The following is a 22,666-nucleotide window of genomic DNA, read 5'->3' as shown; positions in this document are numbered from 1 at the left end:
TTGACTGAGCTTTACTCTCGCCCCACCACCTCTTTTCAGCCAGATCAAACCCTGATGGACACCTTCCAGACCGCCATCGATCGCGTTTTCGGCGCGATTTCCGACCTCATCGCGCTCCACGCACGGCAAAACCCCGAGCGCCCCGCTCTGCGCGATGCCGGCACCACGCTGAACTACGCCGAACTCGACGCGCTGATGGACCGCATCGCGGCGAGCCTGCAGCGCGACGGTCTGGGCGCCGGTGACGCTATCGCAATTTGCGCAGCGGCTTCGGTGCCGTACGCAGCCGTGTTTCTGGGCGCGTTGCGTGCCGGAGTCGCCGTGGCACCGCTGGCGCCCGGATCGACGTCCGCCAGCCTGGCCCGAATGATGGAAGACGCCGAAGCGCGCCTGCTGTTCATCGATGCATCGACTGCCGCCGGCACCGGCAACGCACCCACGCCGACCCGCATCACGCTTGACGGCTCGAACGCCGGCCGCACATTCGATGACTGGTTGTTGCCCGTCGGCGCCCAGCCCGCCGCGGTCGAGGTGCAGCCGTCGTGGCCTTTCAACATCATCTATTCATCGGGCACCACCGGCGAGCCCAAAGGCATCGTGCAAGGTCACGGCATGCGCTGGGCGCACGTTCAGCGTGGCGCCAAATACGGCTACGGCCGCGACACCGTCACGCTGCTCTCGACACCGCTGTACTCCAACACCACGCTGGTCGTCTTTTTTCCGACGCTGGCGTTCGGCGGCTGCGTGATCCTGATGCCGAAGTTCGATGCGGTCGGCTACCTGACACTCGCCGAGCAACATCGCGTCACGCACACGATGCTCGTGCCGGTTCAGTACCAGCGCCTGATGGCGAATTTGGCCTTCGGCGACCACGACCTGTCATCGTTTCGTGCCAAGTTCAGCACCAGCGCACCGTTCGGTGCCGCTCTCAAGGCCGACGTGCTCGCGCGCTGGCCCGGCGGGCTGATCGAGTTCTATGGCATGACCGAAGGCGGTGGCACCTGCATCCTCGAGGCACACCTGCACCCGACCAAACTGCACACTGTCGGGCGGGCGGCCGAAGGCAGCGACATTCGGCTTATCGATGAAGACGGTCGCGAGGTCGCACCGGGCGCCGATGGCGAGGTCGTCGGCAGTTCGGCCGGCATGATGACCGGCTACCACCGCCAGCCCGAAAAAACGCGCGAGGCCGAATGGTTCGATGCAACAGGCAAACGGTTCATCCGCACCGGCGATGTCGGTCGCTTCGATGCCGACGGCTTTCTCACGCTGTTCGACCGAAAGAAGGACTTGGTCATCAGCGGCGGCTTCAACATCTACCCGAGTGATCTCGAGGCCGTGGTGCGCGCGCATCCGGCCGTCGCGGATGTTGCCGTGGTCGGTGTTCCGTCCGAACAATGGGGCGAAACGCCGGTGGCGTTCGTGGTGCGCCGCGCAGGCGACGACACGCCTGAGGACACGCTCTTGCAATGGACCAATGCGCAGCTCGGCAAGACGCAGCGACTGTCGGCCTTGCATTGGATCGACGAGCTGCCGCGCAGTGCGATCGGCAAGGTGTTGAAGCGCGAGTTGCGCGAGCGGGTGCGTTAAGTCTTCCGCGCATATCGATGCGCGACTGAGGCCCGCGCATCGACGCCCGCGACACGTGCTCTAAGCTCGCGCGCCATGTCTTCGACTCTCTACGCTCTCACCGCCATCGCCATCTGGGCCACGCTCGCTTCGCTCGGCAGCGCGCTGTCGCACGTTCCGCCTTTTCTCCTGACGGGACTCGCGCTCATCATCGGAAGCATGCCGAGCTGGCCACTGGTGCTGCGCGACCGCGCGGCCTGGAAGGTGCCGAAGACGACGCTCGCGCTCGGCATCTACGGCCTCTTCGGCTTTCACTTTCTGCTGTTCATCGCACTGCGTCACGCGCCACCGATCGAGGCCAATCTGGTGAACTACCTGTGGCCGTTGTTCATGGTGGTGTTGGCACCGTTGCTGCTGCCGGGCGTGTCGTTGCGGCCGTTGCACATCGTCGCTGCACTGCTCGGCTTCGTGGGTGCCGCCGTTGCCATCCTCGGCGCACGCAGCGGCACGGCATCGTCTGCAGTGACCGAGTACTGGGGCTTCGTTCCGGCGCTCGGTTCGGCCTTTATCTGGGCCAGCTATTCGCTGTGGACCAAGCGGGTCGCGGCCTTTCCGACGTCGGCCATCGGCCTGTTCGGCCTCGTGTCGGGCGCGCTTGCTCTGGTGTGCCATGCGCTGCTGGAACCATCGGCAACGCTCGTCGGCAAGGACTGGATGCTGATCGTGCTGTGCGGCCTAGGCCCACTCGGCGCGGCTTTCTTCGTCTGGGACATGGCGCTCAAGCGTGGCGACGCGCGGCAGATCGGCATCCTGAGTTACCTCACACCGCTGGCCTCGACGGCTCTGCTCCTGCTGGTGACGGGTCGCCCGCTCACATGGTCGATCGCGTTGGCGGCCGCGCTGATCATCGCCGCCGCACTCATGGGCTCGCGCGCAAGCGGTCGCGCGGGTCGCGCGCCAGCCGCATAGGCTCTGCTCGCTATCGATTCAATGGCATTCGGCTCGCCAAGGCAGTATCTTCATCCAAGGCACAGCCCCAATTGACCCCAAGGAGATCCTCATGCCCCTCGTTCGCATCGACCTCGCACGCGGCAAATCGGTCGCGCAGCGCCAGACCATCGGCGACGTCATCTACAACGCGATGATCGCGACCATCAACGTGCCGAAGGACGATCGATTCCAGATCATCACCGAGCACGCGCCGGACGACCTCATCGTCGACAAGACCTACATGGGCATCCAGCGCACCGCCGACTGCGTGCTGATCCAGATCACGCTGAACGAAGGGCGCACGGTCGAGCAGAAGCAAACCTTCTACAAGGCCATCGTCGATGGGCTGCACGAACGACTGGGCATGCGACGCGAGGACGTCTTCATCAATCTTGTCGAGGTGCGCAAGGAGAACTGGTCGTTCGGCAATGGCGAGGCGCAGTATGTGACCTGACTTGATTCGAGGTGCTCAGCGGTGAGCAAGCGTCAAAGTTCGAGTACCAGTCGATCGCCGCACGCACGCGAGCAGCAGGTCATCATCTTCACACCGGCCTCGCGCTCGGCGCGCGTGAGCACCACGTCGCGATGATCCACCTTGCCTGACAGCACGCGCACTTCGCACGAGCCGCACAGGCCTTCTTCGCAATCGCTCTGCACGTCGATGTTGGCGGCGCGCAGGGCCGACAGCACGGTCTGGTCCGCGGCCACATGCACGACGATGCCGGAGTCTTTCAACTCGACATCGAAGTCACGCTCGCGTGACGGGTCGAGCGTGCGCAAGGTCGATACGAAATGCTCGATGTGCAGCGTGTCTTCGGGCCACGCGGCGCAATGCGCTTCGAGCGCTTGCAGCATCCGCAGCGGACCGCACGCGTAGACCTGCGTGCCCATTTCGGGTGTGGCGAGCAGCGCCGCCAAGTCGTTGCGCCCGCCTTCGTCCTGCGCATAGACCTTCAACCGGTCTCCATGCAACGTGCGCAACGCATCCAGAAATGCCATCGTGGCGCGGCGTCGACCGCTGTAGTGCAGCTCGTAGTCGATGCCGAGTTCCTTGGCGCGTCGCGCCATCGCACTGATAGGCGTGATACCGATGCCGCCCGCGATGAAGATGAGCTTGCGCACGGACTCGTCGAGATGAAAGTGATTGCGCGGCCCGCGGATCTTGAGCTTGTCGCCGACCTGAATCGACGTATGGACCCAGCTCGATCCACCGCGGCTCTCCGGGTCGCGCAGCACCGCGATCTCGAACGCGCTCGTATCTGCAGGATTACCGCACAGCGAGTACTGGCGCGACACATCGGGATGTCCGCATTCGATGTCGATGTGCGAGCCCGGCGCCCAACGCGGCATCGGTCGTCCATCGGGTGCGACCACGCGCAGCTTGACGATGCCTTCGGCCACCGGCGTGACGCTCTCGACCACCACCGGCCGAGTGATCGCACTCTTCGACGGTTCACCTAGCCGTAATGGCTCGACGCCTTGCGGACGACGCAACGCGGGATGTGCGCGCTCGGGGTTGTGCACCGGGTCCCACTCGACCCACAAATGCTCGGGTCCGCGAAACGACGTGTTGGGCACATAGCTGAACTGTTGCGACGCGAGACGCATGTGCGGCAGGCGCCGACTGAACTCCTCCAGAAAAATCTGCATCTCCATGCGCGCCAGGTTCTTGCCCATGCACTGGTGCGAGCCATAGCCGAAGGTGAGATGGTCGCTCGCGTTGTCGCGCCGGATGTCGAACAGATCGCCATCGGGAAAGTGCGCCTCGTCGTGGTTGGCCGACGAGGTCACGATGAGCAGCTTGGAGCCCGCCGGCAGATCGACACCGTCGATGCGCGAATCTTTCGTGACCATGCGGCGCCAGGCCGCGACCGAGCCGTTATGGCGCAGGCACTCTTCGACCGCGTTAGGAATCAGGCTCGCGTCTTCACACATTTCGCGCCACGCGTCCGGATGCTGCAGCAGCAGCTTCATCGCATTGGCAGACGCATTGGCTGTGGTTTCGTGCGCGGCCACGATGCCGGCCATCATCATCGAGTGCAGGTACGAATCGGTGACGACATCGGGCAGCTCGCGTTGCTTGCGCAAACCATATTGCATCCATCCGCCACTTTCCGCGCCACCGGGGCCATCGAGATCCTGGCGCATCTTGTCGAGCACCTTGCCAGCGAACTGCCAGAAGTTGCCGACCGCGTGGGCCACCGCCACCTGCTCTTCGGGCTTGGGCCGGCCCCAAGTGTTGACGGTGTGCGCGATCGAGTACTTGCGCAGCGTGTCCATGTCTTCTTCGGGTACGCCGAGGAAGTGCAGCGCTACCGTCAGCGGGATCTCCCACAGCATCTGGTCGACCAGATCGGCCTTGCCGTCGTCGATGAAACGGTCGACGTACTCACGCGCAAGTTGCCGCACCATCGGCTCGTGGTGCTTCAGTTCTTCAGGTGTGAACGAGTGCATCAGCGCGCGGCGCCGTGGCATGTGCGCGGGCTCGTCTTCGTTGACCAGCGTGCGGTTCAGCGCGAAGCCGTAAGACGCCAGCACCGCATTGGCTTCGTCGCCGGTCGGGGTGATCTTTTCGAGCGCGATCGACGGGCTGAAAGTGATGTTGTCCCGAAAGATCGCCTTGATGTCGTCGTAGCGCGTGACGACCCAGTAGCCGAGCTTGGGGCTCCAGAAGATCGGCTCTTGCTCACGCGCCCAGCGCACGTACTCCGGCGGGTCTTGCTGGTAGCCGTCTTCGAACGGATCAAAGTCGGCCGCGCGCCGACTCACCGGGCAACCGGTGGGCGTGCGCTCCGCGGACAACGGCCCGTGCGCCACCGGGCAGCCCGCACCGCGGACCGGGGGTTCGAGCGTGCTCATCAATCCAGCGTTATTTTCAGGTCGCGGATCAGCTTTTGCCAGCGCACGGCTTCCGTTCTGAGCAGCTCGGCGAACTGTGCCGGCGTGTTGCCGACCGGCTCCACGCCGAAGTCTTCGAGCCGCTTGTGCACTGCGGGGTCGTTGATGGCCGCGACCACCTGCTTGTTGAGCGCAGCGATCACCTCGGGCGGTGTCGCGGCGGGCACCACCATCCCGACCAGCGCAGCGGCCTCGACGTTCTTGTAGCCCAGCTCGGCGAAGGTCGGCACGTCAGGCAACTGCGGCAGGCGCGTTGCGTTGGCCACCGCCAACGCCTTGACCTTGCCGCCCTTGATGAAGCCGGCACCGGCCGCCAAGTCGACCATCATCGCCGGCACCTGTCCACCGGCCACATCGGCAAGCGCTGGCGCGGCACCGCGGTACGGCGCGTGGACCATGAAAAGGCCGGCTTCCGACTTGAGCAATTCCATCGCCAGATGGTGCGGACTGCCGGCGCCGGCCGATGCGTAGTTGAGCCCGCCGGGCTTGGCCTTGGCCTGCGCGATGAAGTCCTTGGCGTCTTTGACCGAGATGCCCGGACCGACCACCAGGATCATCGGGAAGCGACCCATCAACGTGACCGGCGCCAGGTCTTTGGTCGGGCTGTAGCTCAGCGTCTTGTAGAGCACCGGGTTGTAGACCAGCGTGCCGTTGTCGGCCGACAGCACCGTGTAGCCGTCGGGCGCCGCGCGTGCCACTTCCGAAGCGCCGATCGCTGTGTTGCCACCCGGCTTGTTGTCGACCAGGATCGACTGACCGATCTGCGTCGACATCACCTGGCTGATGGAGCGCGCCAGAAAGTCGGAGCCGCCGCCTGCCGCGTAAGGCACGACCCAGCGGATCGGCTTGGAGGGAAAGGTTTGCGCCTGCGCCATGGCGCCCGACGCGGCGAGCAAAGGCAGTGCCAGCAGGCAGATCGCCAAAATTTTCTTCATGCATGTCTCCAAACAGTGATCGATAAAAAGCCCGGCTTAGTGTCCTCTGCCGGGCCCGATTCTTCATGGGTGTTTACCGTGACGACACGGCACAAATTGCCTCGATCGGACAGCCTCAGTCGGTCGCGACTTCGAGCACCAGCTTGCCGAAGTTCTCGCCGGCAAAAAGCTTGTTGAGCGACTCGGGAAAAGTCTCGATGCCCTTGACCACGTCTTCCTTGCTCTTCATGCGACCGTCTTTCAGGTAGCCGGCCAATTCCTTGATCGCGATCGGGTAACGGTCGGCGTAGTCGAACACCACGATGCCTTCCATGCGCGCGCGATTCACCAGCAGGCTCAGGTAGTTGCGCGGGCCAGCAGCGGGCATGCTGTTGGCGTTGTTGTACTGGCTGATGGCGCCGCAAATGATGACGCGCGCTTTGCGTGCGAGCTTGGCCAATACCGCGTCGAGGATGTCACCACCGACGTTGTCGAAGTAGATGTCCACACCCTTGGGGCAATGCTCTTTCAGGCCCGCGCGCACCGCGCCCTCGCCAGCTTTGTAGTCGATGCAGGCGTCGAAGCCCAGCTCTTGGACCACCCACTTGCACTTGGCCTCGCCGCCGGCGATACCGACCACGCGGCAACCCTTGATCTTCGCGAGCTGGCCGACGGTCTGTCCGACCGCGCCTGCTGCGCCCGACACCACGACGGTCTCGCCCTCCTTCGGCTGGCCGACATCCATCAGGCCGAAGTAGCCGGTCATGCCCGGCATGCCGAGCACGTTGAGCCACTGGCCGATGCTGCCGGCGCGGAGGTCGATCTTGACCAAGCCATTGCGCTTCAACTCGTCTTGCGCAATCACGATGTACTCCTGCACGCCGAGCGTGCCGTACACCGTATCGCCGACCGCGAAGGCCGGATTTTTCGAAGCGATGATCCTGCCGATACCGCCGGCCCGCATCACCTCGCCGATGGCGACCGGTGGGATGTAGCTCCTGGCGTCGTTGAGCCAGCCGCGCATGGCGGGGTCGAGCGACAGCGACAAGGTCTTGACCAGCACGCCGCCGTCGGCCGGCTCGCCGACCGCCTCGTCGGTAAAGCTCCAATGCTCGCGCGTGGCAGCGGCGTCGGGGCGTTTGGCAAGGCGAACCTGGTGGTTGACGAGAGCGGTCATGGTGTTGTCTCCTTCGTTGTGATGAGCCGGAATGCTAGTCGCGCGTCGGGGCCGCGCCGGTAGCGCAGGCGACAAAGCCGTCAACGCAAACGCTCCACAACGCGGTTGGCACTGAATTCGCTTGCTCCTCGGGACTACAACAGTAAGAGGTAACCGCATGGCGAAGATCCCACCGGGCGTCGGCCCGCGCTTTCCACAGGTGGTGGTACTGGTCGGCGCCACCGGCGACCTGGCGCGACGCAAGTTGCTGCCCGGCCTCTTTCATCTCTGCACCTCGGGCTTCATTCCGTCGTGCCGGATCATCGGCTGCTCGCTGGACGAGATGGACATCGAGGCCTTCCGGGCCAGCGCGCGATCGGCGCTCGACGAGTTCGGCAGCCGCAAGTTCACGACCGCCGAGTGGGACGCCTTCTCAGCCACGCTCGACTACGTGCCGTTGTCGGCCGGCGCGCCCGCGCTGAAGGCGGCGGTCGAGAAGGCCGAGGCTTCCTTCGGCGGTGCGGAATGCCGAAGGTTGCACTACCTGAGCGTGCCACCCAGCGCGGCGCTGACGGTGGTGCGCACGCTCGGCGAAGCCGGCCTGGTCGAGCGCGCCCGGATCGTGATGGAAAAGCCCTTCGGCACCAACCTTGCGAGCGCCGTCACACTGAACTCCAAGCTGCACGAAGTCTTCGCGGAAGAGCAGATCTTTCGCATCGATCACTTTCTGGGCAAGGAGCCGGCGCAGAACATCCTGGCCTTCCGCTTCGCCAACGGCTTGTTCGAGCCGATCTGGAACCGAAATTTCATCGACCACGTACAGATCGACGTGCCCGAGACGCTGGGCCTCGGCAAGCGCGCCGGCTTCTACGAGCAGACCGGCGCCTACCGCGACATGGTGGTCACGCACCTGTTCCAGATCCTGGCCTTCATGGCGATGGAGCCTCCGACCGCGCTGGAACCAGCACCCATCGGCGAGGAAAAGAACAAGGTGTTTCGCAGCATGCTGCCGATCGTCCCGGCGGACGTGGTGCGCGGACAGTACGCTGGCTATCGCGCCGAAGAGGGCGTCGATCCGGACTCGGACACCGAAACCTTCATCGCGCTCAAGTGCCACATCGACAACTGGCGATGGGCCGGCGTGCCTTTTTATCTGCGCACAGGAAAGCGGTTGGCCGAAGGGCAGCGCATCATCTCCATCGCCTTTCGCGAGCCGCCCAAGAGCATGTTTCCGCCCGGCTCGGGCGTCGGGGCACAAGGGCCCGATCACCTGACCTTCGACCTGGCCGACGCCTCGAAGATGTCGCTGTCGTTCTACGGCAAGCGCCCCGGCCCCGGCATGCGGCTCGACAAACTGAGCCTGCAGTTCGCCATGCACGACACCGGCCTGGCCGGTGACGTGCTCGAAGCCTATGAGCGGCTGATCCTCGACGCCATGCGCGGCGACCGCACGCTGTTCACCACGGCCGAAGGCATCGAGCGACTCTGGCAGGTGTCGACCGGCCTGCTGGAATCACCGCCGCCGGTACGCTTGTATGCGCAGGGATCGTGGGGACCGAAGGCGGTGCACCAGTTGATCGCGCCGCACGCGTGGCGGCTCCCTTTCGAGCGGGCCTGGCGCGACCCGAACAAGGTCGGCAGCTGAGCGTGCGCACGCGCTGCCGCTGATGGCAATCGATCAATCGAGCAGCACGTCGACTTGCAAGCCCGGCGAAGCGTTGCGCACGCTCAGGCTGCCGCCATGCGCTTCAGCCACGAGCCGGCACAAGTACATGCCGAGCCCGACGCCGCCAGTCGTTCGCTGGCGAGCGCTGTCAGTGCGATAGAACGGTTCCGTCAGATGCGCCAGTTGCGCATCGTCCACACCGGGGCCGAAGTCGCGCACCTGCAACGCGACCCCGCCACCTTCGCCGGATGACTGCAACGACACGCGCGGAGGCTCTGCAGCGTCAGCGCCGTGGCGCAGCGCGTTGTCGAGCAGGTTGCGCAGCAGCAAGCGGACGCGGGTGCGGTCGAGCTGGCATGGCGCGAGGCCCGTCGCCAGGTCGAGTTCGACCGCGGCGGCGTGCGGCATCTCTGCCACGGTTTCGCGCACCAGCGCCGCAAGGTCGACCGGCTCGCGTTGCAATGCGGCATGAGGACTTGCGAGCCGTTCGCTTTCGAGCAGATCGCTGATGAGGTCACGCATCTCGTTCAGGTCGCGCAGCAGCGCATCGCGCTCGGGCAGCCCTTCGATCGTCGCCGGCAGCAACTCGGCGTTCAGCCGCGCACGGGTCAACGGCGAGCGCAGCTCGTGGCTCAGCGCCAGCAGCAGCGCACGCTTGGCATCGAGCATGCCGCGGATATCGTGCGCCATCGTGTTGATGCGCCGCGCCAGCTCGCCCAGCTCGTCCTTGCGACGCAGCGGAATCGGCTTGTCGAAGTCGCCGGCACCGAAGCGTTCGGCGCCGGCACGGATGTCGTCGAGCGGGCGCAGCAGTCGGCGCACGTAGGCGTAGGCAAAGACGATCAGCGCCAGCAGCAGGGCCAGCGTGACCCAACCGAAACGATGCGGCCCGCGTTGCCACGGCAAGGTGCCTATGCCGAAGCTGATGCGGTGACCGTCGGCGGTGGTGCGGGCGAGCATCTCGCCGGCGCGTGAATCGAAGCCGCGGCGCTCGGTGCGATCGGGATGCGATTCCCAGTTGACCGTCGGCCCCTGAATGCGGATCGCGAGCGGCAGCCGTGCGGCCAATGCCTCGGCCCGCGACACATCGGGCGGCGAGCCGATCTCGGCCGCCAGCCGGTTCGCGTAGTCGGATACCAGGGGCACGCCAGCTTCGCGCCAGCCGCTGGCGAAGGTGCTCTGCATGCCGACGATGAAGACGGCCGTCATCGCGAAGGCGAGCAACAAAAAGACGGTGAGCAGACGGGCACGCAACGAATGGCGCCAGCGATGTCGCCAGCGTCGGCGCTCGATATGCCTCGTGCGATTCATCGCCCGACGGCCAGCGCGTAGCCGGCATTGCGCAGGGTCTTGATGCAGTCGAGCGGCTCCAGCTTCTTGCGCAGGCGACTCACCACGATGTCGACCGCGCGCGTGAAGAGCTCGGCCTCGTGGCCTCGCAGCCTGTTGAGGATGTCGTCGCGGCTGAAGACCTTGCCGGGCTCGGAAGCCAGCAACGCGAGCAGATCGAATTCGGTGCCCGTCAGTTCGACGGCGTGGCCTTGTCGCAGCACTTCGCGCTTGTCGAGATCGATGGCGAGGCCTTCAAAGACGAGGCGCGGTACATGCGTTGTCGGCATGGGCGCTGCTGCGCGTTGACGCCGCAGGATGGTTTGCACGCGCGCGACCAGCTCACGCGGCTCGAACGGTTTGGGCACGTAGTCGTCGGCGCCGAGCTCGAGGCCGACCACGCGGTCCATCACCTCGCCACGCGCCGTCAGCATGACGATCGGGATGTCGCTTTCCTTGCGGATTTCGCGACACAGCGCGAAGCCGTCCATCTCGGGCAGCATGACATCGAGGATGGCGGCGTCGTAGTGCGTCGCGCGCAGCTTGGCTAGGCCTTCGCTCGGCCGCGTGGCGCTGTCGAGCGTGAAGTCGAAGCGCGCGAAGTAACTCGCGAGCGGCGCGCCCAGGTGCTCGTCGTCGTCGATCAGAAGGATGCGCGGCATGGTCGGATTGTGGATGAGTGCCCCGGCGCCAAGCGAAGCCGGGGCGCAGGTCTCAGCTTCTCCAGCGGCGGCCGCCGCGTTGCATGAACTCACGCACCTTGGCTTGCTGGGCGGGGTTCAGGTTGTCGAAGAAATCGGCAGCGGCCAAGATGATGTCCGGGCTGCCAGTGCGTACCGCCGCCGTCTTTTCGTCGACCATCTTTGATGCAGCGGACTGGTCGAGCTTGTTGCCCGCGAAGAGCGACTGGAACTGGGTACGCATGCCACCGGCTCCGCCCGCGTCGCGCATGGCGGCGCGTTGTGCGCCCAGCTTGTCGGCGAGCGTGGCGAGCTTCTGCTTTTGCACGGTATCGAGGTCGAGCTTGCCGCCGATGCGCTCGACCATCTTGGCGCGGAACTCCGCAGGGTCGCCACCGCCCCAGCGATGCGCGGCACAGCCGCCGAGACTTCCCGCCACGATGGCGGCACCGGCAAAGCCGAAGAGTGAACGTTTGATCCAGGGTTTCATGAGACTTCCTTGTGTGTGAAAAAGGGGAAGTCCGATGGTGCTTTTGGCGCGCCCCGAAGTCCTTTCGCGGCGGTATCGGCGTGTTTCGTTTTATGTCGACCGATGCCTCAGGCGCTGCTCAGCAAAGCTGCGGCACCATGACCATCGACATGTCCACACACCAACAACACCTCATCGCCGTCGCGCTTGCCGACCTTCACCCCACCCAGATCACCGTCGGCGCTGCGGAGGTCGCCGTCAAGCGGGAGCAGTGGGCCGGCCTCAAGCGGAAGGCGCGCAAGCACACGCTCGCCGCGCACTGGTTCCCGGCGGTGAAGGGTCCCGAAGGGCGCTATTACATCGTCGACCACCACCATCTGGGCATGGCGCTGCACCAGGAAGATGTCGGCACCGTGTGGGTCATGCAACTGGACGACCTGTCGGCCATCCGTGGCGAGGCTTTTTGGCGTCTCATGGAATTCCACCGCTGGGCGCATCCGTACGACGAAAAAGGCAAGCGACAGGACTACGAGGCCATTCCGTCTGAAATCTCGAAGCTGCATGACGACCCCTATCGCAGCCTTGCAGGCTTCGTTCGATCCGCCGGTGGCTATGCCAAGGATGCGGCGCCGTTTGCCGAATTTCTCTGGGCTGACTTCTTTCGGCCACTGATTCCCCGCCGGGCGCTGGAAAAGTCCCGCACCCAGGCGCTGCCGGTCGAGGCACTGCAGCAGGCGGTCGCGCTGGCGCGGGGCCCGGGCGCGCGCTACCTGCCAGGCTGGACCGGCGTCAGCGCGAGCTTGTCGGCGGTCAGCAGCGGTCTGGGTGGCACCGCCCCGGTGTCGGCGGAGTGATCGCCCGGCGCGGCCTGCCGGCTGTCGCCGACCTGGTGGCAGGGCTTTCGATCGCAGGTTTGCTGCTGCCCGAGGCCGTGGCCTATTCCAGCATCGCGGGGCTGCCGCCCCAGAGCGGCGTACTCGCGCTGTTCGCCGGACTGCTGGTGTACGGCCTCCTCGGCAACAGCCGCTTTGCCATTGTTTCGGCAACCTCCTCGTCGGCGGCGGTGCTGCTGGCCGCGACCGGATCGCTCGCCGGCACGGATGCGGCGCTGCGCGTGGCGCTGGGCGCCGGCATCGTGCTGCTGACAGGCGTGTTCTTCATCATCGCGGGGCTGGCGCGGCTGGGGGCGGTGTCCAGCCTGATCGCCAAGCCGGTTCTGCGTGGCTTTGCCCTGGGGCTCGCGATCACCATCGTGGTCAAGCAGATGCCCAAGGTGCTCGGTGTGCATCCGATGCACACCGACTTTCTGCGCTTCGGCTGGGAGCTCCTCGCGGGCTGGTCGCACTGGAACTGGGCGGGCGGCGCCATGGCACTGGTGGCGCTGGCCCTGCTGCGCGGGCTTGGGCGCTGGCGTGCGGTACCCGCGGCACTGCTGGTGATCGCCATCGGCATTGCGCTCGATGTCGGCGGCTATTGCAAGGCTTGGAACGTGGCACCGGTCGGGACGTTCACGCTGGACTTTTCCAGCCCCGGGATGCCGCAGCTCGCGCGCGCCGACTGGCTGCGGCTGGGCGAGCTGGCCTTCGCGATGGCCCTGATCCTCTATGCCGAGTCGTACGGGTCGATTCGCACGTTCGCGCTGCGTCACGGCGACAACGTCTCGGCCAATCGAGATCTGTTCGCGCTCGGCCTCGCCAACATCGCTTCCGCGCTGTTCCACGGCATGCCGGTAGGCGCGGGCTACTCGGCCACCTCGGCCAACGAAGCGGCCGGCGCACAGAGCCGGGCCGCCGGGCTGGTGGCCGGCGCCGTGGTGCTGATCGTGGTCCTGACCCTGCTGCCATGGATTGCCCACACGCCCGAACCCCTGCTGGCTGCGATCGTGATCAATGCTGTCAGTCACTCGCTCAACCCGGCGGCGCTGCGACCCCTGTTCGTCTGGCGACGCGACCGGTTGATCGCGCTGGTGGCGGTGGCCGCGGTGCTGCTGCTGGGCGTGCTGGACGGCCTGCTGGCCGCGATCGGGCTCAGTCTGCTGATGCTCTTGCGCGGCATGTCGCGCGCCGGCGTCAGCTGGCTCGGCCGGCTGGACGGCGGACACGACTATGTCGATACGGCGCGCCACCCCGAAGCCGTGGTGCCGCCCGGCGTGCTCATCGCCCGACCCGAGGTGCCGCTGTTTTTCGGCAACGCCGACGGCGTGTTCGCCACTCTTCGCACGCGCGCGGAAGCCACGCCGATGCTCCAGCGCATGGTGCTCAGCCTGGAAGAGTCGCCCGATCTCGATGCCACCAGCATCGAGGCACTTTGCGACTTCGCGCAATGGACCCGGCAGCGCGGTTCGCAGCTCGTGCTGGCGCGGGTCAAGGACACGGTGCGGGACTTGCTGGGACAAGTGAGGTCGGCCGATTTGCCTGCGGCAGCCTATGCGCCGTGGAGCGTGGACGACGCGATGCAGCTTCCGTTGCTGCCGCCGAAGAAATCCGACAGGTCCTAGATCGGCAACGTCATCGCCAGGGCCGGGTCGTCGGCCTCCAGCACGCGCTGCGCCCACGGCTCGAGCTTGCCGGCGTCGGCGCGCAACACCTCCTGCTTGACGGCGAGGATCTGCGATGGATGCATCGAGAAGCTGCGCAGACCGAGGCCGATCAGCAGCCGGGTGAACGTGACGTCGCCGGCCATTTCGCCGCACACGCTGACGCCCTTGCCCTGGCGGCGGCATTCCGCGATGGTGTCTGCGACGAGCTTGAGCACGGCCGGGTGCGCGGGGTCGTACAGATGGGCTACGGCCTCGTCGGCGCGGTCGATGGCGAGCGTGTACTGGATCAGGTCGTTGGTGCCGATCGATAGGAAGTCGAAGTGCTTCAGGAACAGCTTCAACGTGAGCGCTGCTGCCGGGATTTCGATCATCGCGCCGAGCTTCACCGCGCCGTACACCATGCCCTTGTTGTCGAGTTCGGCCCGCGCGAAATCGATCAACGACAAGGTCTGGCGAATCTCGCTCGCGTGCGCCAGCATCGGAATCAGCAGGTGGATTGCGCCATGCGCCGCCGCCCGCAGGATGGCGCGCAGTTGGGTCAGGAACATGGCGGGGTCGGCCAGGCTCCAGCGGATCGCGCGCAGGCCGAGCGCCGGATTCAAGTGCTCCTGCTTGCTGGCCTTGCTGTCGAGCGGCTTGTCGGCGCCGATGTCGATGGTGCGGATCGTCACTGGCATGCCCTGCATGCCCTCGACTGCACGTTTGTAGGCCTGGTATTGCTCTTCTTCGTTGGGCAGTCGCGTCTGGCGTTGCGACTCCCGGCCCATGAAGAGGAATTCGCTGCGAAACAGCCCGACGCCGACGGCGCCGGCCTTGACCGCGCCGGCCGTGTCTTCGGGCATCTCGATGTTGGCGAGCAGATCGACACGCTGGCCGTCGAGCGTGACCGCCGGCTTGTGCCGCAGCCGTGCCAGCCGGCCGCGCTCCAGGTCACCCTGACGCTGCTTGAAACCGTACTCGGCCAGGATGATCGGCGACGGGTCGACGATGACCACACCGGCGTCGCCATCGATGATGACCCAGTCGTCCTGCCGCACCAGTTGGCTGGCGGTGCGTGCGCCGACGACCGCCGGAATGTCCATGCTGCGCGCCACGATCGCTGTGTGCGAAGTGCGGCCGCCGACATCGGTGACGAAGCCCGCGAACACGCTCTTCTTGAACTGCAGCATGTCGGCCGGCGACAGGTCGTGCGCGATGAGCACCAGTGGCACATCGATGGTGTCGTTGACGGTGAGATCGTCGTCTTCGGCTTCGGCAGGGCGCTTGCGGCGCGGCGGTGTCGGTGCGAGCACCGCGGCGGTTCCCTTCATGCGATGCAGCATGCGTTCGACCACCTGCTCGAGGTCGGCCTTGCGCTCTCGCAGGTACTCGTCCTCCATCTCGTCGAACTGCCGCGCGATGACTTCGAGCTGCGTGGTCAGTGCCCACTCGGCGTTATAGAGCCGCTCGGTGATCCAGTGCTTGACGCCGTTGGTGAGGGCCTCGTCCTGCAACAGCATCTGGTGCACTTCGAGCAACGCCACCAGTTCGTGCGGCGCGTCGTTGGGTCCCATCAGGGCGACGCTGGCCTGCAGCTTGGTGAGCTCTTCGGACACCGCGTTGCGCGCCGTGCGCACCCGCTCGATCTCGGCCTCGATCTCAGCCGGCTTGACGAAGTAGTGGGCCACGTCGATGCGGCTCGACACCACCAGCACCGCGCGCCCGATGGCGATGCCACGGGCAACCGGCAGACCGTGAACCGTGAAGGTCATGGCAAGGGTCTCACTCGCCTTCGCCGAACTTGTCGTTCATCAACGCCACCAGAGCGTCCATGGCCTCCTGCTCGCGCTCGCCGTCGGTTTCGAGATCAATTGACACGCCGATTCCGGCCGCCAGCATCATCACGCCCATGATGCTTTTGGCATTGACGCGGCGGTCGCCACGCGCGAGCCACACCTCGCACGGATAGCTGCCGGCGAGCTTGGTGAGCTTGGCCGACGCGCGTGCGTGCAAGCCCAGCTTATTGCTGATGGTCACGGATGTCTTGATCACTTGGTTTTCTTCTCGCCTGGTTTTGGGGGGCCGATACAGCGACTTGCATGACGCCGGCGGTGCCGCCTGTGATTGCGCGCTGAACCAGCGCATCGAGCGTTTCGTGCCGGTAGGTGACGGCGCGCAACAGCATCGGCAAATTGACGCCGGCCACGAGCCGCGATCGCACGCCGTCGACAAGCTTTTGCGCCACGTTGCACGGCGTCGCGCCGAAAACATCTGCCAGCACGAGCACCTGGGAGCGCGGCGGATTCAACATCTGGGCCAGCGTGATGCGCCCAGCGGCAAGTGTTTCTTCCGGTGATACGTTGGGCAACACGTCGAGTGCGACGATGACGTTCTCGCAATCGGGGAACACATGCAGCGCGCACTGCCGCAGCGCCTGTGCGAGCGGGGAGTGGGCGATGATGAAAATACTGTTCATGGATGGATGCGAAGCAGGTCGACGATTATGCGGGGCTGCGACGTGCCGAGAGGCGCACGCCCTCGAAGAACGTGGAAGTCGCATCGGCGGCCGACGGCTTACCGAGAACCATGGCTTGATAGACCGTCACATGAGTGGCATCGACCGCATTTGTGAACCAGACGATTTCGGCACTCCCGGATTGCACTGCGGCCTTTCGGGCGGCTTTTCCCGCCGCCCGTGTGATGGTGAAGCGGGATGCCGATGCCTCGTCGGCGCCAGCGACCGTGACGACTGTTTCCGTGAGCTGCGCATCCGGCCACTGTGCGCGCGTCGAGGCCTTCCAGGCGGCGAGCCACATTGCCGCCTGGGCGGCGCTGCCGGCTTCGGCTTGCGCAATGGCAAAAGTCGCATCGCCCGCCGGGCAGCCGGTCATAGTGATCGAAATGCGTTCGATGCCCGGGACTTCGAGGTTTCGCGTCGCACGGTCGGGCTTGCACGGGAGGAGCGCGAGGAGGTTGTCGGTCACGGTCACGTCGCGCCAGTTGAAAACGGGGCTACAGCCGGGTAGGAGCAACAAAAACAGCAGGCCGGGGAACCATCGCCGAGCCAAACCAACAACATACACAGTCATTGGACCGAGCTTATCGCGCCAAATCGAACAGACGGCCGCCGTCGATGTGCCGCGGGAGCTTCTGGCGACCCGGCTGCGCGGGCATCGTGAGCAGGTTTTCACGTCTCGGAACTAAAATCTCACCGTCCTTCTTCCTCGGGTTGCCCATGAAAAAAGTCGTCTATGCCGCCGTGGTGGCTATTGCCTTGGCCGTCGGCGCGGGTGCTTACCTGAACACTGGGAGCGAAGCAGCGCCTGCATCTACGTTTGTTCTGCTCGACGGCAGCAAGCAAAGCGCGGCTGATTTCAAAGGCAAGGTCACTCTGGTCAATTTTTGGGCGACGAGCTGCGTGACGTGCGTCGCCGAAATGCCAAAGGTGATCGCGACCTACGAGAAATACAAGGCGCAGGGATATGACACCGTGGCGGTGGCCATGAGCTACGACCCGCCGGCCTATGTCGTGAACTATGCCGAGACGCGTAAGTTGCCGTTTAAGGTGGCCATCGACAACACCGGCGCTGTCGCCAGAGCATGGGGCGACATCGCGCTCACGCCGACGACTTTCGTCGTGAACAAACGTGGTGAGATCGTCAAGCGCTACGTCGGCGAGCCTGACTTCGCAGCGCTGCATAAGCTGATCGAGAAGTTGCTTGCCGACGCGTGAGTTGCTAATCTGTCAGTCTTGCCAACCGGCATATTTTTTCGCCCGATGACCGCGCCCCTCCGGCTCAGCGTATGAGCTTTTCGGTATCTCGCCCGTTGCCGCTGACCGACACGCCATCGGTAGTGCTGGCCACGCCCGACGAGGCGCTGGAATTCGATGCTGCACGGTCCCTGTTTCGCGAATATGCAGCGGCACTCGGTATCGATCTTCGCTTCCAGAATTTTGATGAAGAGCTGGTCGCGCTTCCGGGGGACTATGCGGAGCCCCGGGGTGCGTTGTTGCTGGCTCTGGTCGACGTCAACCCATCACACCCGAGGCCGCAAACGCCGACTCTGCAGCGTGCGAATGGCATGCGCGCGCATGTGGCGGGGTGCTGCGCGCTGCGGCCGCTTGATTCGACCGATTACGCCAACGCGGCGGAGATGAAACGATTGTTCGTACGGCCAGGCTTTCGCGGACTGGGGCTAGGCCGACAGTTGGCCGAAGCGATGCTCGACGCCGCACGCAGTGCCGGCTACGGATGCGTGCTGCTCGACACGATAGACGACATGGAGTCAGCGCGCGCGCTCTACGAAGAGCTCGGATTTGTCGAGGTGCCGCCCTATTATCACAATCCGATTTCGGGGGCTCACTACCTCAAAGCCGATCTTTATTGATCGAATTTGAGGTTTGGATCGGATGTCGAGCCGGCTGCCATGGCAGCGAAAGTGGCGGCTCGGCTTGATTTTGGGTCAGCCGCGGGCTTGCGCCAACAGCGTGCCGGCATCACTCACCTCGAACTTGCCGGGCGCTTCGACGTTGAGCGTTGCGACTTTCCCGTCTTTGATGAGCGCCGAATAGCGATTGCTGCGCACGCCCATGCCACGGCCTGTGAGGTCGAGCGTCAGTCCTGTGGCCTTGGCAAAGTCACCACTTCCGTCTGCCAGCATACGCACCTTCGTCCCCGTGTTCTGGTCACGCGCCCACGCACCCATCACGAATGCGTCGTTGACGCTCACGCACCAGATCTCATCGACACCGGCGGCCTTGAAGTCGGCGGCATGTGCGACGTAGCCCGGCACGTGCTTTGCCGAGCAGGTTGGGGTGAAGGCACCCGGCAGCGCGAACAGCGCAATGGTCTTGCCAGCGGTGGCCTTGGCAACCTCGACCGGATTCGGTCCAATGCTGCAACCCTCGCCCTCCACTTCGGAGAATTCCATCAGGGTGGTCGCGGGAAGGATGTCACCGACTTTGATCATGCAAGCTACTCCAGAAAATGAAAACGGCCCACATTGTGGGCCGTTTCTGATTGCGCCGTAGCGCGTGCCATCGAAGTCGGGGTCAGATTGCCGCGGCCTTCTCGACCAAGCGGGTCACGACCCAGTTCTTGGTCTTCGAAATCGGCCGGCTTTCGGTGATTTCGATGGTATCGCCCAGCTTGTACTGGCCCGTTTCGTCGTGCGCGTGGTACTTGCTGGTCTTGGCAACGATCTTGCCGTAGAGCTCGTGCTTCACGCGGCGCTCGACCAGCACCGTCACTGTCTTCTCACGCTTGTCGCTGACCACCTTGCCGATCAAGGTGCGCTTGAGGGATTTTTTAACTTCCGTCATGTTCACTCCTTACTTCGCGGCTGATGTTTCTTGCTGCTTTTGCGCAAGGATGGTTTTGGCACGCGCAATATCGCGACGTGTTACGCGCAGCGTCGACAAGTTCGTCAGCTGCTGTGTGGCTTTTTGCATGCGCAGACCGAAATGGGCCTTTTGCAAATCCTTGACTTCGGTCTTCAGGCCGGCGACATCCTTGTCGCGCAGCGTAGCGGCCTTCGACACCTTGACCGGCTTGGCCGCGGCGTCTTTCTTTTTACGTGTTGCCATCAGTTTTCTCCTCAGGCGCCGAGTTGGCGAGCGACGAAGGTCGTGCGCAGCGGCAGCTTGGCGGCGGCCAGGCGGAACGCTTCACGTGCGAGTTCTTCGGGAACACCGACGATCTCGTAGATCACCTTGCCGGGCTGAATTTCAGCGACGTAGTACTCGGGGTTGCCCTTACCGTTACCCATCCGCACTTCTGCGGGCTTGTGGGAGATCGGCTTGTCAGGGAACACACGAATCCAGATACGGCCGCCGCGCTTCACATGACGTGAAATAGCGCGACGGGCGGCTTCGATCTGGCGGGCCGTCAGGCGGCCGCGGTCGATCGACTTCAGACCGAAATCACCGAACGAGACAGCGTTGCCGCGTGTCGCGATGCCGGTGTTGCGGCCCTTTTGTTCCTTGCGGAACTTTCTGCGTGCGGGTTGCAGCATGTTTTCTTACTCCGTGAGGACTGCCCCAGACGCCTTCGCGTCCAGGAAAGACCGATTACTCGGTCTTGGTACCGTCAGCTGCTGCAGCTGGCGCGGCTTTGCGGACGCGCTTAACGGCGGGTTTCGAGTCTGCACCCGGTGCTGCAGGAGCACCACCGGTCGCTTCTGCGGGCTTGTCGCTGCCATCGGCCGGTGCGGTGTTACCACCGATCGGGCCGCGGGCACCGGCGCGTGGACCAGAGCTCGGCCCACGACGATCCGAACCTGGACGATCACCACCCGGGCGGCCATCGCGACGCGGACCACGCGGACGACGTTCGTCGTCCGGGCGCGGAGTCTCAACGGCCGGCAGGTCGTTGCGACCCAGCGTGTCGCCCTTATAAACCCAGACCTTGACGCCAATGACGCCGTACGTGGTCTTGGCTTCCGAGGTGCCGTAGTCGATGTCGGCGCGCAAGGTATGAAGCGGCACGCGGCCTTCGCGGTACCACTCGCAACGTGCGATTTCGATGCCGTTGAGGCGTCCCGACGACATGATCTTGATGCCCTGGGCACCGAGACGCATCGCGTTTTGCATTGCACGCTTCATGGCGCGGCGGAACATGATCCGCTTTTCCAGCTGTTGCGTGATGCTGTCGGCGATCAGCTTGGCATCGATTTCAGGCTTGCGCACTTCTTCGATGTTCACTGCTACTGGCACGCCGAGTTGACGGCTTAGCTCGCGCTTCAAGTTCTCGATGTCTTCGCCCTTCTTGCCGATCACCACGCCCGGACGAGCCGAGTAGATGGTGATGCGTGCATTCTTGGCGGGACGCTCGATCATCACGCGCGAGACGGATGCGTTCTTGAGCTTCTTCTTCAGGTACTCGCGCACCTTGATGTCTTCGGCCAGCATGCCGGCGAAATCTTTGTTGCTGGCGTACCAGCGGCTGGACCAGTTCCGGGTGACCGCAAGGCGGAAACCGGTGGGGTGAATCTTCTGTCCCATAGTTCTTCCAGGCCTTCTTAATTGCCAACCGTCACGTACACATGGCACGTGGGCTTGCTGATGCGGTTACCGCGACCCTTGGCCCGCGCAGTGAAGCGCTTGAGCGTGGCGCCCTGTTCAACGTAGATGGTCGTGATTCGCAACTCGTCGATGTCGGCACCGTCGTTGTGCTCGGCGTTGGCAATTGCCGACTCGAGCACTTTCTTGATGATCACAGCGGCCTTTTTCTGCGTGAATTGCAGAACGTTGAGCGCTTGATCAACCTTCTTGCCGCGGATCAGGTCAGCGACCAGACGGCCCTTGTCGACCGAGAGGCGGACGCCGCGGAGGACTGCACGTGTTTCAGACATGGTCGTTCCTTATTTCTTCTGGACTTTTTTGTCCGCGGGGTGCCCCTTGAACGTGCGGGTAAGCGCAAATTCGCCAAGCTTGTGACCGACCATCTGGTCAGTGATGTACACGGGTACGTGCTGCTTGCCGTTGTGCACGGCAATGGTCAGACCGATGAACTCGGGCAGAACCATCGAACGACGCGACCAGGTCTTGATCGGCTTTTTGTCCTTGGTCGTCACCGCCTTGTCGGCCTTGGCCACCAGGTGATGGTCAACGAACGGACCTTTTTTGAGTGAGCGAGTCATTTGCTAACCCTTACTTCTTGCGACGCGACACGATGAAGACTTGCGTGCGCTTGTTGTTACGGGTGCGATAGCCCTTGGTCAGATTGCCCCATGGGTCGACTGGATGACGGCCTTCGCCGGTCTTACCTTCGCCACCACCGTGCGGATGGTCGACCGGGTTCATGACCACACCGCGAACGGTCGGACGGATACCCATGTGACGCTTCGCACCGGCCTTGCCGAGACGGCGCAGGCTGTGTTCTTCGTTGGCGACTTCACCGATGGTTGCGCGGCACTCGACGTGCACGCGGCGGACTTCGCCGGAGCGCATGCGCACCTGGGCGTAGACACCTTCACGTGCCAGCAGCGTTGCCGACGTACCAGCCGAACGCGCGATTTGCGCACCCTTGCCTGGCTGCAATTCGATGCAGTGGATTGTCGATCCGACCGGGATGTTACGAATCGGCAGCGTGTTACCAGCGCGGATCGGCGCTTCGGCACCGCTCAGCAAGGTTGCACCGGCTTCAAGACCGCGCGGGGCGATGATGTAACGGCGCTCGCCATCGGCGTAGCACACCAGCGCGATGTGGGCGGTGCGGTTCGGGTCGTACTCGATGCGTTCGACCTTGGCCGGGATGCCGTCCTTGTTGCGCACGAAGTCCACCACACGGTAGTGATGCTTGTGGCCACCACCCTTGTGACGGGTGGTGATGTGACCGTTGTTGTTCCGGCCGGCCTTCTGGAATTGCGGCTCCAGCAGCGCAGCGTGGGGGGCACCCTTGAACAGGTGATCCCGCGAAATCTTCACCGCGCCGCGTTGGCCCGGCGAAGTGGGTTTCATCTTGATGACGGCCATG

26 protein-coding genes are annotated in these 22,666 nt (G+C 64.4%); 8 read left to right on the top strand and 18 right to left on the bottom strand.

The annotated features are described in order from the left end of the window. The first annotated feature begins 54 nt into the window (after positions 1-54). The 3 genes from RCH10_RS10585 (at position 55) to RCH10_RS10575 (ending at position 3,013) form a co-directional block, all read left to right on the top strand. Complete coding sequence (locus RCH10_RS10585; RefSeq protein ID WP_323501139.1) at positions 55-1,590, top strand: class I adenylate-forming enzyme family protein; 1,536 nt, start codon at positions 55-57, stop codon at positions 1,588-1,590. Positions 1,591-1,665: 75 nt separating this feature from the next. Continuing rightward, positions 1,666-2,538 carry a DMT family transporter gene (locus RCH10_RS10580; protein ID WP_409052320.1) on the top strand — a complete coding sequence of 291 codons (873 nt, stop codon included), beginning with the start codon at positions 1,666-1,668 and terminating at the stop codon, positions 2,536-2,538. A gap of 91 nt (positions 2,539-2,629) precedes the next feature. Further along, positions 2,630-3,013: a tautomerase family protein gene (locus RCH10_RS10575; protein WP_323501137.1), complete on the top strand. Its 384-nt coding sequence runs from the start codon at positions 2,630-2,632 to the stop codon at positions 3,011-3,013. Between the two features lie 32 nt (positions 3,014-3,045). On the opposite strand, the gene RCH10_RS10570 is transcribed toward RCH10_RS10575, so the two are convergent. The 3 genes from RCH10_RS10570 to RCH10_RS10560 all read right to left on the bottom strand — a co-directional run bounded on the left by RCH10_RS10570 (position 3,046) and on the right by RCH10_RS10560 (position 7,548). After that, positions 3,046-5,418: a cytochrome P450/oxidoreductase gene (locus RCH10_RS10570; RefSeq protein ID WP_409052319.1), complete on the bottom strand. Its 2,373-nt coding sequence runs from the start codon at positions 5,416-5,418 to the stop codon at positions 3,046-3,048. Continuing rightward, positions 5,418-6,392 (bottom strand): Bug family tripartite tricarboxylate transporter substrate binding protein, encoded by a 975-nt coding sequence (locus tag RCH10_RS10565; RefSeq protein WP_409052318.1) that lies wholly within the window; start codon positions 6,390-6,392, stop codon positions 5,418-5,420. Before RCH10_RS10565 ends, RCH10_RS10570 begins: the two co-directional genes overlap by 1 nt. Positions 6,393-6,507: 115 nt before the next feature. Then, positions 6,508-7,548, bottom strand: coding sequence for an NADP-dependent oxidoreductase (locus tag RCH10_RS10560; protein WP_323501135.1), 1,041 nt, complete (start codon positions 7,546-7,548; stop codon positions 6,508-6,510). A 157-nt stretch (positions 7,549-7,705) separates the two neighbouring features. Here RCH10_RS10560 and zwf point away from each other — a divergent pair, with 157 nt between their 5' ends. After that, positions 7,706-9,172, top strand: a complete 1,467-nt coding sequence (gene zwf / locus RCH10_RS10555) for a glucose-6-phosphate dehydrogenase (protein WP_323501134.1) — start codon at positions 7,706-7,708, stop codon at positions 9,170-9,172. A 33-nt stretch (positions 9,173-9,205) separates the two neighbouring features. Here zwf and RCH10_RS10550 read toward each other — a convergent pair whose 3' ends face one another. From RCH10_RS10550 to RCH10_RS10540, 3 genes are read right to left on the bottom strand one after another with little or no spacing between them, the layout of a single operon-like run. Further along, a complete protein-coding gene (locus tag RCH10_RS10550) occupies positions 9,206-10,504 on the bottom strand; it encodes an ATP-binding protein (RefSeq protein ID WP_409052317.1) in 1,299 nt (432 codons plus the stop codon). Then, positions 10,501-11,184 (bottom strand): response regulator transcription factor, encoded by a 684-nt coding sequence (locus RCH10_RS10545; RefSeq protein WP_323498774.1) that lies wholly within the window; start codon positions 11,182-11,184, stop codon positions 10,501-10,503. The genes RCH10_RS10550 and RCH10_RS10545 overlap by 4 nt, the downstream gene beginning before the upstream one ends. Positions 11,185-11,236: 52 nt before the next feature. After that, positions 11,237-11,692, bottom strand: coding sequence for a hypothetical protein (locus RCH10_RS10540; protein ID WP_323498775.1), 456 nt, complete (start codon positions 11,690-11,692; stop codon positions 11,237-11,239). A gap of 149 nt (positions 11,693-11,841) precedes the next feature. On the opposite strand from RCH10_RS10540, the gene RCH10_RS10535 reads away from it, so the two are divergent. After that, positions 11,842-12,525: a ParB-like protein gene (locus RCH10_RS10535; RefSeq protein WP_409052316.1), complete on the top strand. Its 684-nt coding sequence runs from the start codon at positions 11,842-11,844 to the stop codon at positions 12,523-12,525. Further along, the gene (locus tag RCH10_RS10530; RefSeq protein ID WP_409052477.1) at positions 12,525-14,168 is read left to right on the top strand and encodes a SulP family inorganic anion transporter; all 1,644 of its coding nucleotides are present in this window, start codon (positions 12,525-12,527) and stop codon (positions 14,166-14,168) included. The genes RCH10_RS10535 and RCH10_RS10530 overlap by 1 nt, the downstream gene beginning before the upstream one ends. Here RCH10_RS10530 and ptsP read toward each other — a convergent pair. From ptsP to RCH10_RS10510, 4 genes are read right to left on the bottom strand one after another with little or no spacing between them, the layout of a single operon-like run. Then, positions 14,165-15,961, bottom strand: a complete 1,797-nt coding sequence (gene ptsP, locus RCH10_RS10525; RefSeq protein WP_409052315.1) for a phosphoenolpyruvate--protein phosphotransferase — start codon at positions 15,959-15,961, stop codon at positions 14,165-14,167. The two genes, RCH10_RS10530 and ptsP, sit on opposite strands and share 4 nt — an antisense overlap. Positions 15,962-15,971: 10 nt before the next feature. Further along, positions 15,972-16,241: an HPr family phosphocarrier protein gene (locus tag RCH10_RS10520; protein ID WP_323501129.1), complete on the bottom strand. Its 270-nt coding sequence runs from the start codon at positions 16,239-16,241 to the stop codon at positions 15,972-15,974. Continuing rightward, positions 16,210-16,665: a PTS sugar transporter subunit IIA gene (locus RCH10_RS10515; protein ID WP_187053988.1), complete on the bottom strand. Its 456-nt coding sequence runs from the start codon at positions 16,663-16,665 to the stop codon at positions 16,210-16,212. The genes RCH10_RS10520 and RCH10_RS10515 overlap by 32 nt, the downstream gene beginning before the upstream one ends. Positions 16,666-16,690: 25 nt before the next feature. Next, positions 16,691-17,173 (bottom strand): hypothetical protein, encoded by a 483-nt coding sequence (locus RCH10_RS10510; RefSeq protein WP_409052314.1) that lies wholly within the window; start codon positions 17,171-17,173, stop codon positions 16,691-16,693. A gap of 251 nt (positions 17,174-17,424) precedes the next feature. Here RCH10_RS10510 and RCH10_RS10505 point away from each other — a divergent pair, with 251 nt between their 5' ends. Together RCH10_RS10505 and RCH10_RS10500 are read left to right on the top strand one after the other, a co-directional pair. Continuing rightward, the gene (locus RCH10_RS10505) at positions 17,425-17,922 is read left to right on the top strand and encodes a TlpA disulfide reductase family protein (RefSeq protein ID WP_409052313.1); all 498 of its coding nucleotides are present in this window, start codon (positions 17,425-17,427) and stop codon (positions 17,920-17,922) included. Positions 17,923-17,993: 71 nt separating this feature from the next. Then, the gene (locus RCH10_RS10500) at positions 17,994-18,578 is read left to right on the top strand and encodes a GNAT family N-acetyltransferase (RefSeq protein ID WP_409052312.1); all 585 of its coding nucleotides are present in this window, start codon (positions 17,994-17,996) and stop codon (positions 18,576-18,578) included. Between the two features lie 75 nt (positions 18,579-18,653). Here RCH10_RS10500 and RCH10_RS10495 read toward each other — a convergent pair whose 3' ends face one another. The 8 genes from RCH10_RS10495 to rplB form a co-directional block, all read right to left on the bottom strand. Then, complete coding sequence (locus tag RCH10_RS10495) at positions 18,654-19,160, bottom strand: peroxiredoxin (protein ID WP_409052311.1); 507 nt, start codon at positions 19,158-19,160, stop codon at positions 18,654-18,656. A gap of 82 nt (positions 19,161-19,242) precedes the next feature. Then, positions 19,243-19,512 carry a 30S ribosomal protein S17 gene (gene rpsQ / locus RCH10_RS10490; RefSeq protein ID WP_187053983.1) on the bottom strand — a complete coding sequence of 90 codons (270 nt, stop codon included), beginning with the start codon at positions 19,510-19,512 and terminating at the stop codon, positions 19,243-19,245. A 9-nt stretch (positions 19,513-19,521) separates the two neighbouring features. After that, positions 19,522-19,731 carry a 50S ribosomal protein L29 gene (gene rpmC, locus RCH10_RS10485; RefSeq protein WP_187054836.1) on the bottom strand — a complete coding sequence of 70 codons (210 nt, stop codon included), beginning with the start codon at positions 19,729-19,731 and terminating at the stop codon, positions 19,522-19,524. 56 nt (positions 19,732-19,787) lie between these two features. After that, the gene (rplP, locus tag RCH10_RS10480; RefSeq protein ID WP_028250943.1) at positions 19,788-20,204 is read right to left on the bottom strand and encodes a 50S ribosomal protein L16; all 417 of its coding nucleotides are present in this window, start codon (positions 20,202-20,204) and stop codon (positions 19,788-19,790) included. Positions 20,205-20,259: 55 nt separating this feature from the next. Then, positions 20,260-21,192: a 30S ribosomal protein S3 gene (gene rpsC, locus RCH10_RS10475; RefSeq protein ID WP_409052310.1), complete on the bottom strand. Its 933-nt coding sequence runs from the start codon at positions 21,190-21,192 to the stop codon at positions 20,260-20,262. 17 nt (positions 21,193-21,209) lie between these two features. Further along, positions 21,210-21,542, bottom strand: coding sequence for a 50S ribosomal protein L22 (rplV, locus tag RCH10_RS10470; RefSeq protein WP_187053981.1), 333 nt, complete (start codon positions 21,540-21,542; stop codon positions 21,210-21,212). Between the two features lie 9 nt (positions 21,543-21,551). Continuing rightward, a complete protein-coding gene (gene rpsS / locus RCH10_RS10465) occupies positions 21,552-21,830 on the bottom strand; it encodes a 30S ribosomal protein S19 (RefSeq protein WP_007838132.1) in 279 nt (92 codons plus the stop codon). Between the two features lie 10 nt (positions 21,831-21,840). Further along, positions 21,841-22,665 carry a 50S ribosomal protein L2 gene (gene rplB, locus RCH10_RS10460; protein ID WP_187053980.1) on the bottom strand — a complete coding sequence of 275 codons (825 nt, stop codon included), beginning with the start codon at positions 22,663-22,665 and terminating at the stop codon, positions 21,841-21,843. Position 22,666: the final 1 nt, after the last annotated feature.

It is taken from the genome of Variovorax sp. GrIS 2.14 (genome assembly GCF_046115955.1).
Classification (GTDB): Bacteria; Pseudomonadota; Gammaproteobacteria; order Burkholderiales; family Burkholderiaceae_C; genus Variovorax.
The sequence above is the reverse complement of the archived record's forward strand: the minus strand, read 5'-3'. Positions and strand labels throughout refer to the sequence as shown.

What these genes read in the sequence shown, in the direction of transcription:
- rpsQ (WP_187053983.1), bottom strand. Translation starts at nt 19,512, where the DNA reads ATGACGGAAGTTAAAAAATCCCTCAAGCGCACCTTGATCGGCAAGGTG.
- RCH10_RS10545 (WP_323498774.1), bottom strand. Translation starts at nt 11,184, where the DNA reads ATGCCGCGCATCCTTCTGATCGACGACGACGAGCACCTGGGCGCGCCG.
- RCH10_RS10540 (WP_323498775.1), bottom strand. Translation starts at nt 11,692, where the DNA reads ATGAAACCCTGGATCAAACGTTCACTCTTCGGCTTTGCCGGTGCCGCC.
- zwf (WP_323501134.1), top strand. Translation starts at nt 7,706, where the DNA reads ATGGCGAAGATCCCACCGGGCGTCGGCCCGCGCTTTCCACAGGTGGTG.
- RCH10_RS10570 (WP_409052319.1), bottom strand. Translation starts at nt 5,418, where the DNA reads ATGAGCACGCTCGAACCCCCGGTCCGCGGTGCGGGCTGCCCGGTGGCG.
- ptsP (WP_409052315.1), bottom strand. Translation starts at nt 15,961, where the DNA reads ATGACCTTCACGGTTCACGGTCTGCCGGTTGCCCGTGGCATCGCCATC.
- RCH10_RS10580 (WP_409052320.1), top strand. Translation starts at nt 1,666, where the DNA reads ATGTCTTCGACTCTCTACGCTCTCACCGCCATCGCCATCTGGGCCACG.
- rplP (WP_028250943.1), bottom strand. Translation starts at nt 20,204, where the DNA reads ATGCTGCAACCCGCACGCAGAAAGTTCCGCAAGGAACAAAAGGGCCGC.
- RCH10_RS10535 (WP_409052316.1), top strand. Translation starts at nt 11,842, where the DNA reads ATGTCCACACACCAACAACACCTCATCGCCGTCGCGCTTGCCGACCTT.
- RCH10_RS10585 (WP_323501139.1), top strand. Translation starts at nt 55, where the DNA reads ATGGACACCTTCCAGACCGCCATCGATCGCGTTTTCGGCGCGATTTCC.
- RCH10_RS10560 (WP_323501135.1), bottom strand. Translation starts at nt 7,548, where the DNA reads ATGACCGCTCTCGTCAACCACCAGGTTCGCCTTGCCAAACGCCCCGAC.
- RCH10_RS10565 (WP_409052318.1), bottom strand. Translation starts at nt 6,392, where the DNA reads ATGAAGAAAATTTTGGCGATCTGCCTGCTGGCACTGCCTTTGCTCGCC.
- RCH10_RS10505 (WP_409052313.1), top strand. Translation starts at nt 17,425, where the DNA reads ATGAAAAAAGTCGTCTATGCCGCCGTGGTGGCTATTGCCTTGGCCGTC.
- rplV (WP_187053981.1), bottom strand. Translation starts at nt 21,542, where the DNA reads ATGTCTGAAACACGTGCAGTCCTCCGCGGCGTCCGCCTCTCGGTCGAC.
- rplB (WP_187053980.1), bottom strand. Translation starts at nt 22,665, where the DNA reads ATGGCCGTCATCAAGATGAAACCCACTTCGCCGGGCCAACGCGGCGCG.
- RCH10_RS10575 (WP_323501137.1), top strand. Translation starts at nt 2,630, where the DNA reads ATGCCCCTCGTTCGCATCGACCTCGCACGCGGCAAATCGGTCGCGCAG.
- RCH10_RS10500 (WP_409052312.1), top strand. Translation starts at nt 17,994, where the DNA reads ATGAGCTTTTCGGTATCTCGCCCGTTGCCGCTGACCGACACGCCATCG.
- rpsC (WP_409052310.1), bottom strand. Translation starts at nt 21,192, where the DNA reads ATGGGACAGAAGATTCACCCCACCGGTTTCCGCCTTGCGGTCACCCGG.
- RCH10_RS10495 (WP_409052311.1), bottom strand. Translation starts at nt 19,160, where the DNA reads ATGATCAAAGTCGGTGACATCCTTCCCGCGACCACCCTGATGGAATTC.
- rpsS (WP_007838132.1), bottom strand. Translation starts at nt 21,830, where the DNA reads ATGACTCGCTCACTCAAAAAAGGTCCGTTCGTTGACCATCACCTGGTG.
- RCH10_RS10550 (WP_409052317.1), bottom strand. Translation starts at nt 10,504, where the DNA reads ATGAATCGCACGAGGCATATCGAGCGCCGACGCTGGCGACATCGCTGG.
- RCH10_RS10515 (WP_187053988.1), bottom strand. Translation starts at nt 16,665, where the DNA reads ATGAACAGTATTTTCATCATCGCCCACTCCCCGCTCGCACAGGCGCTG.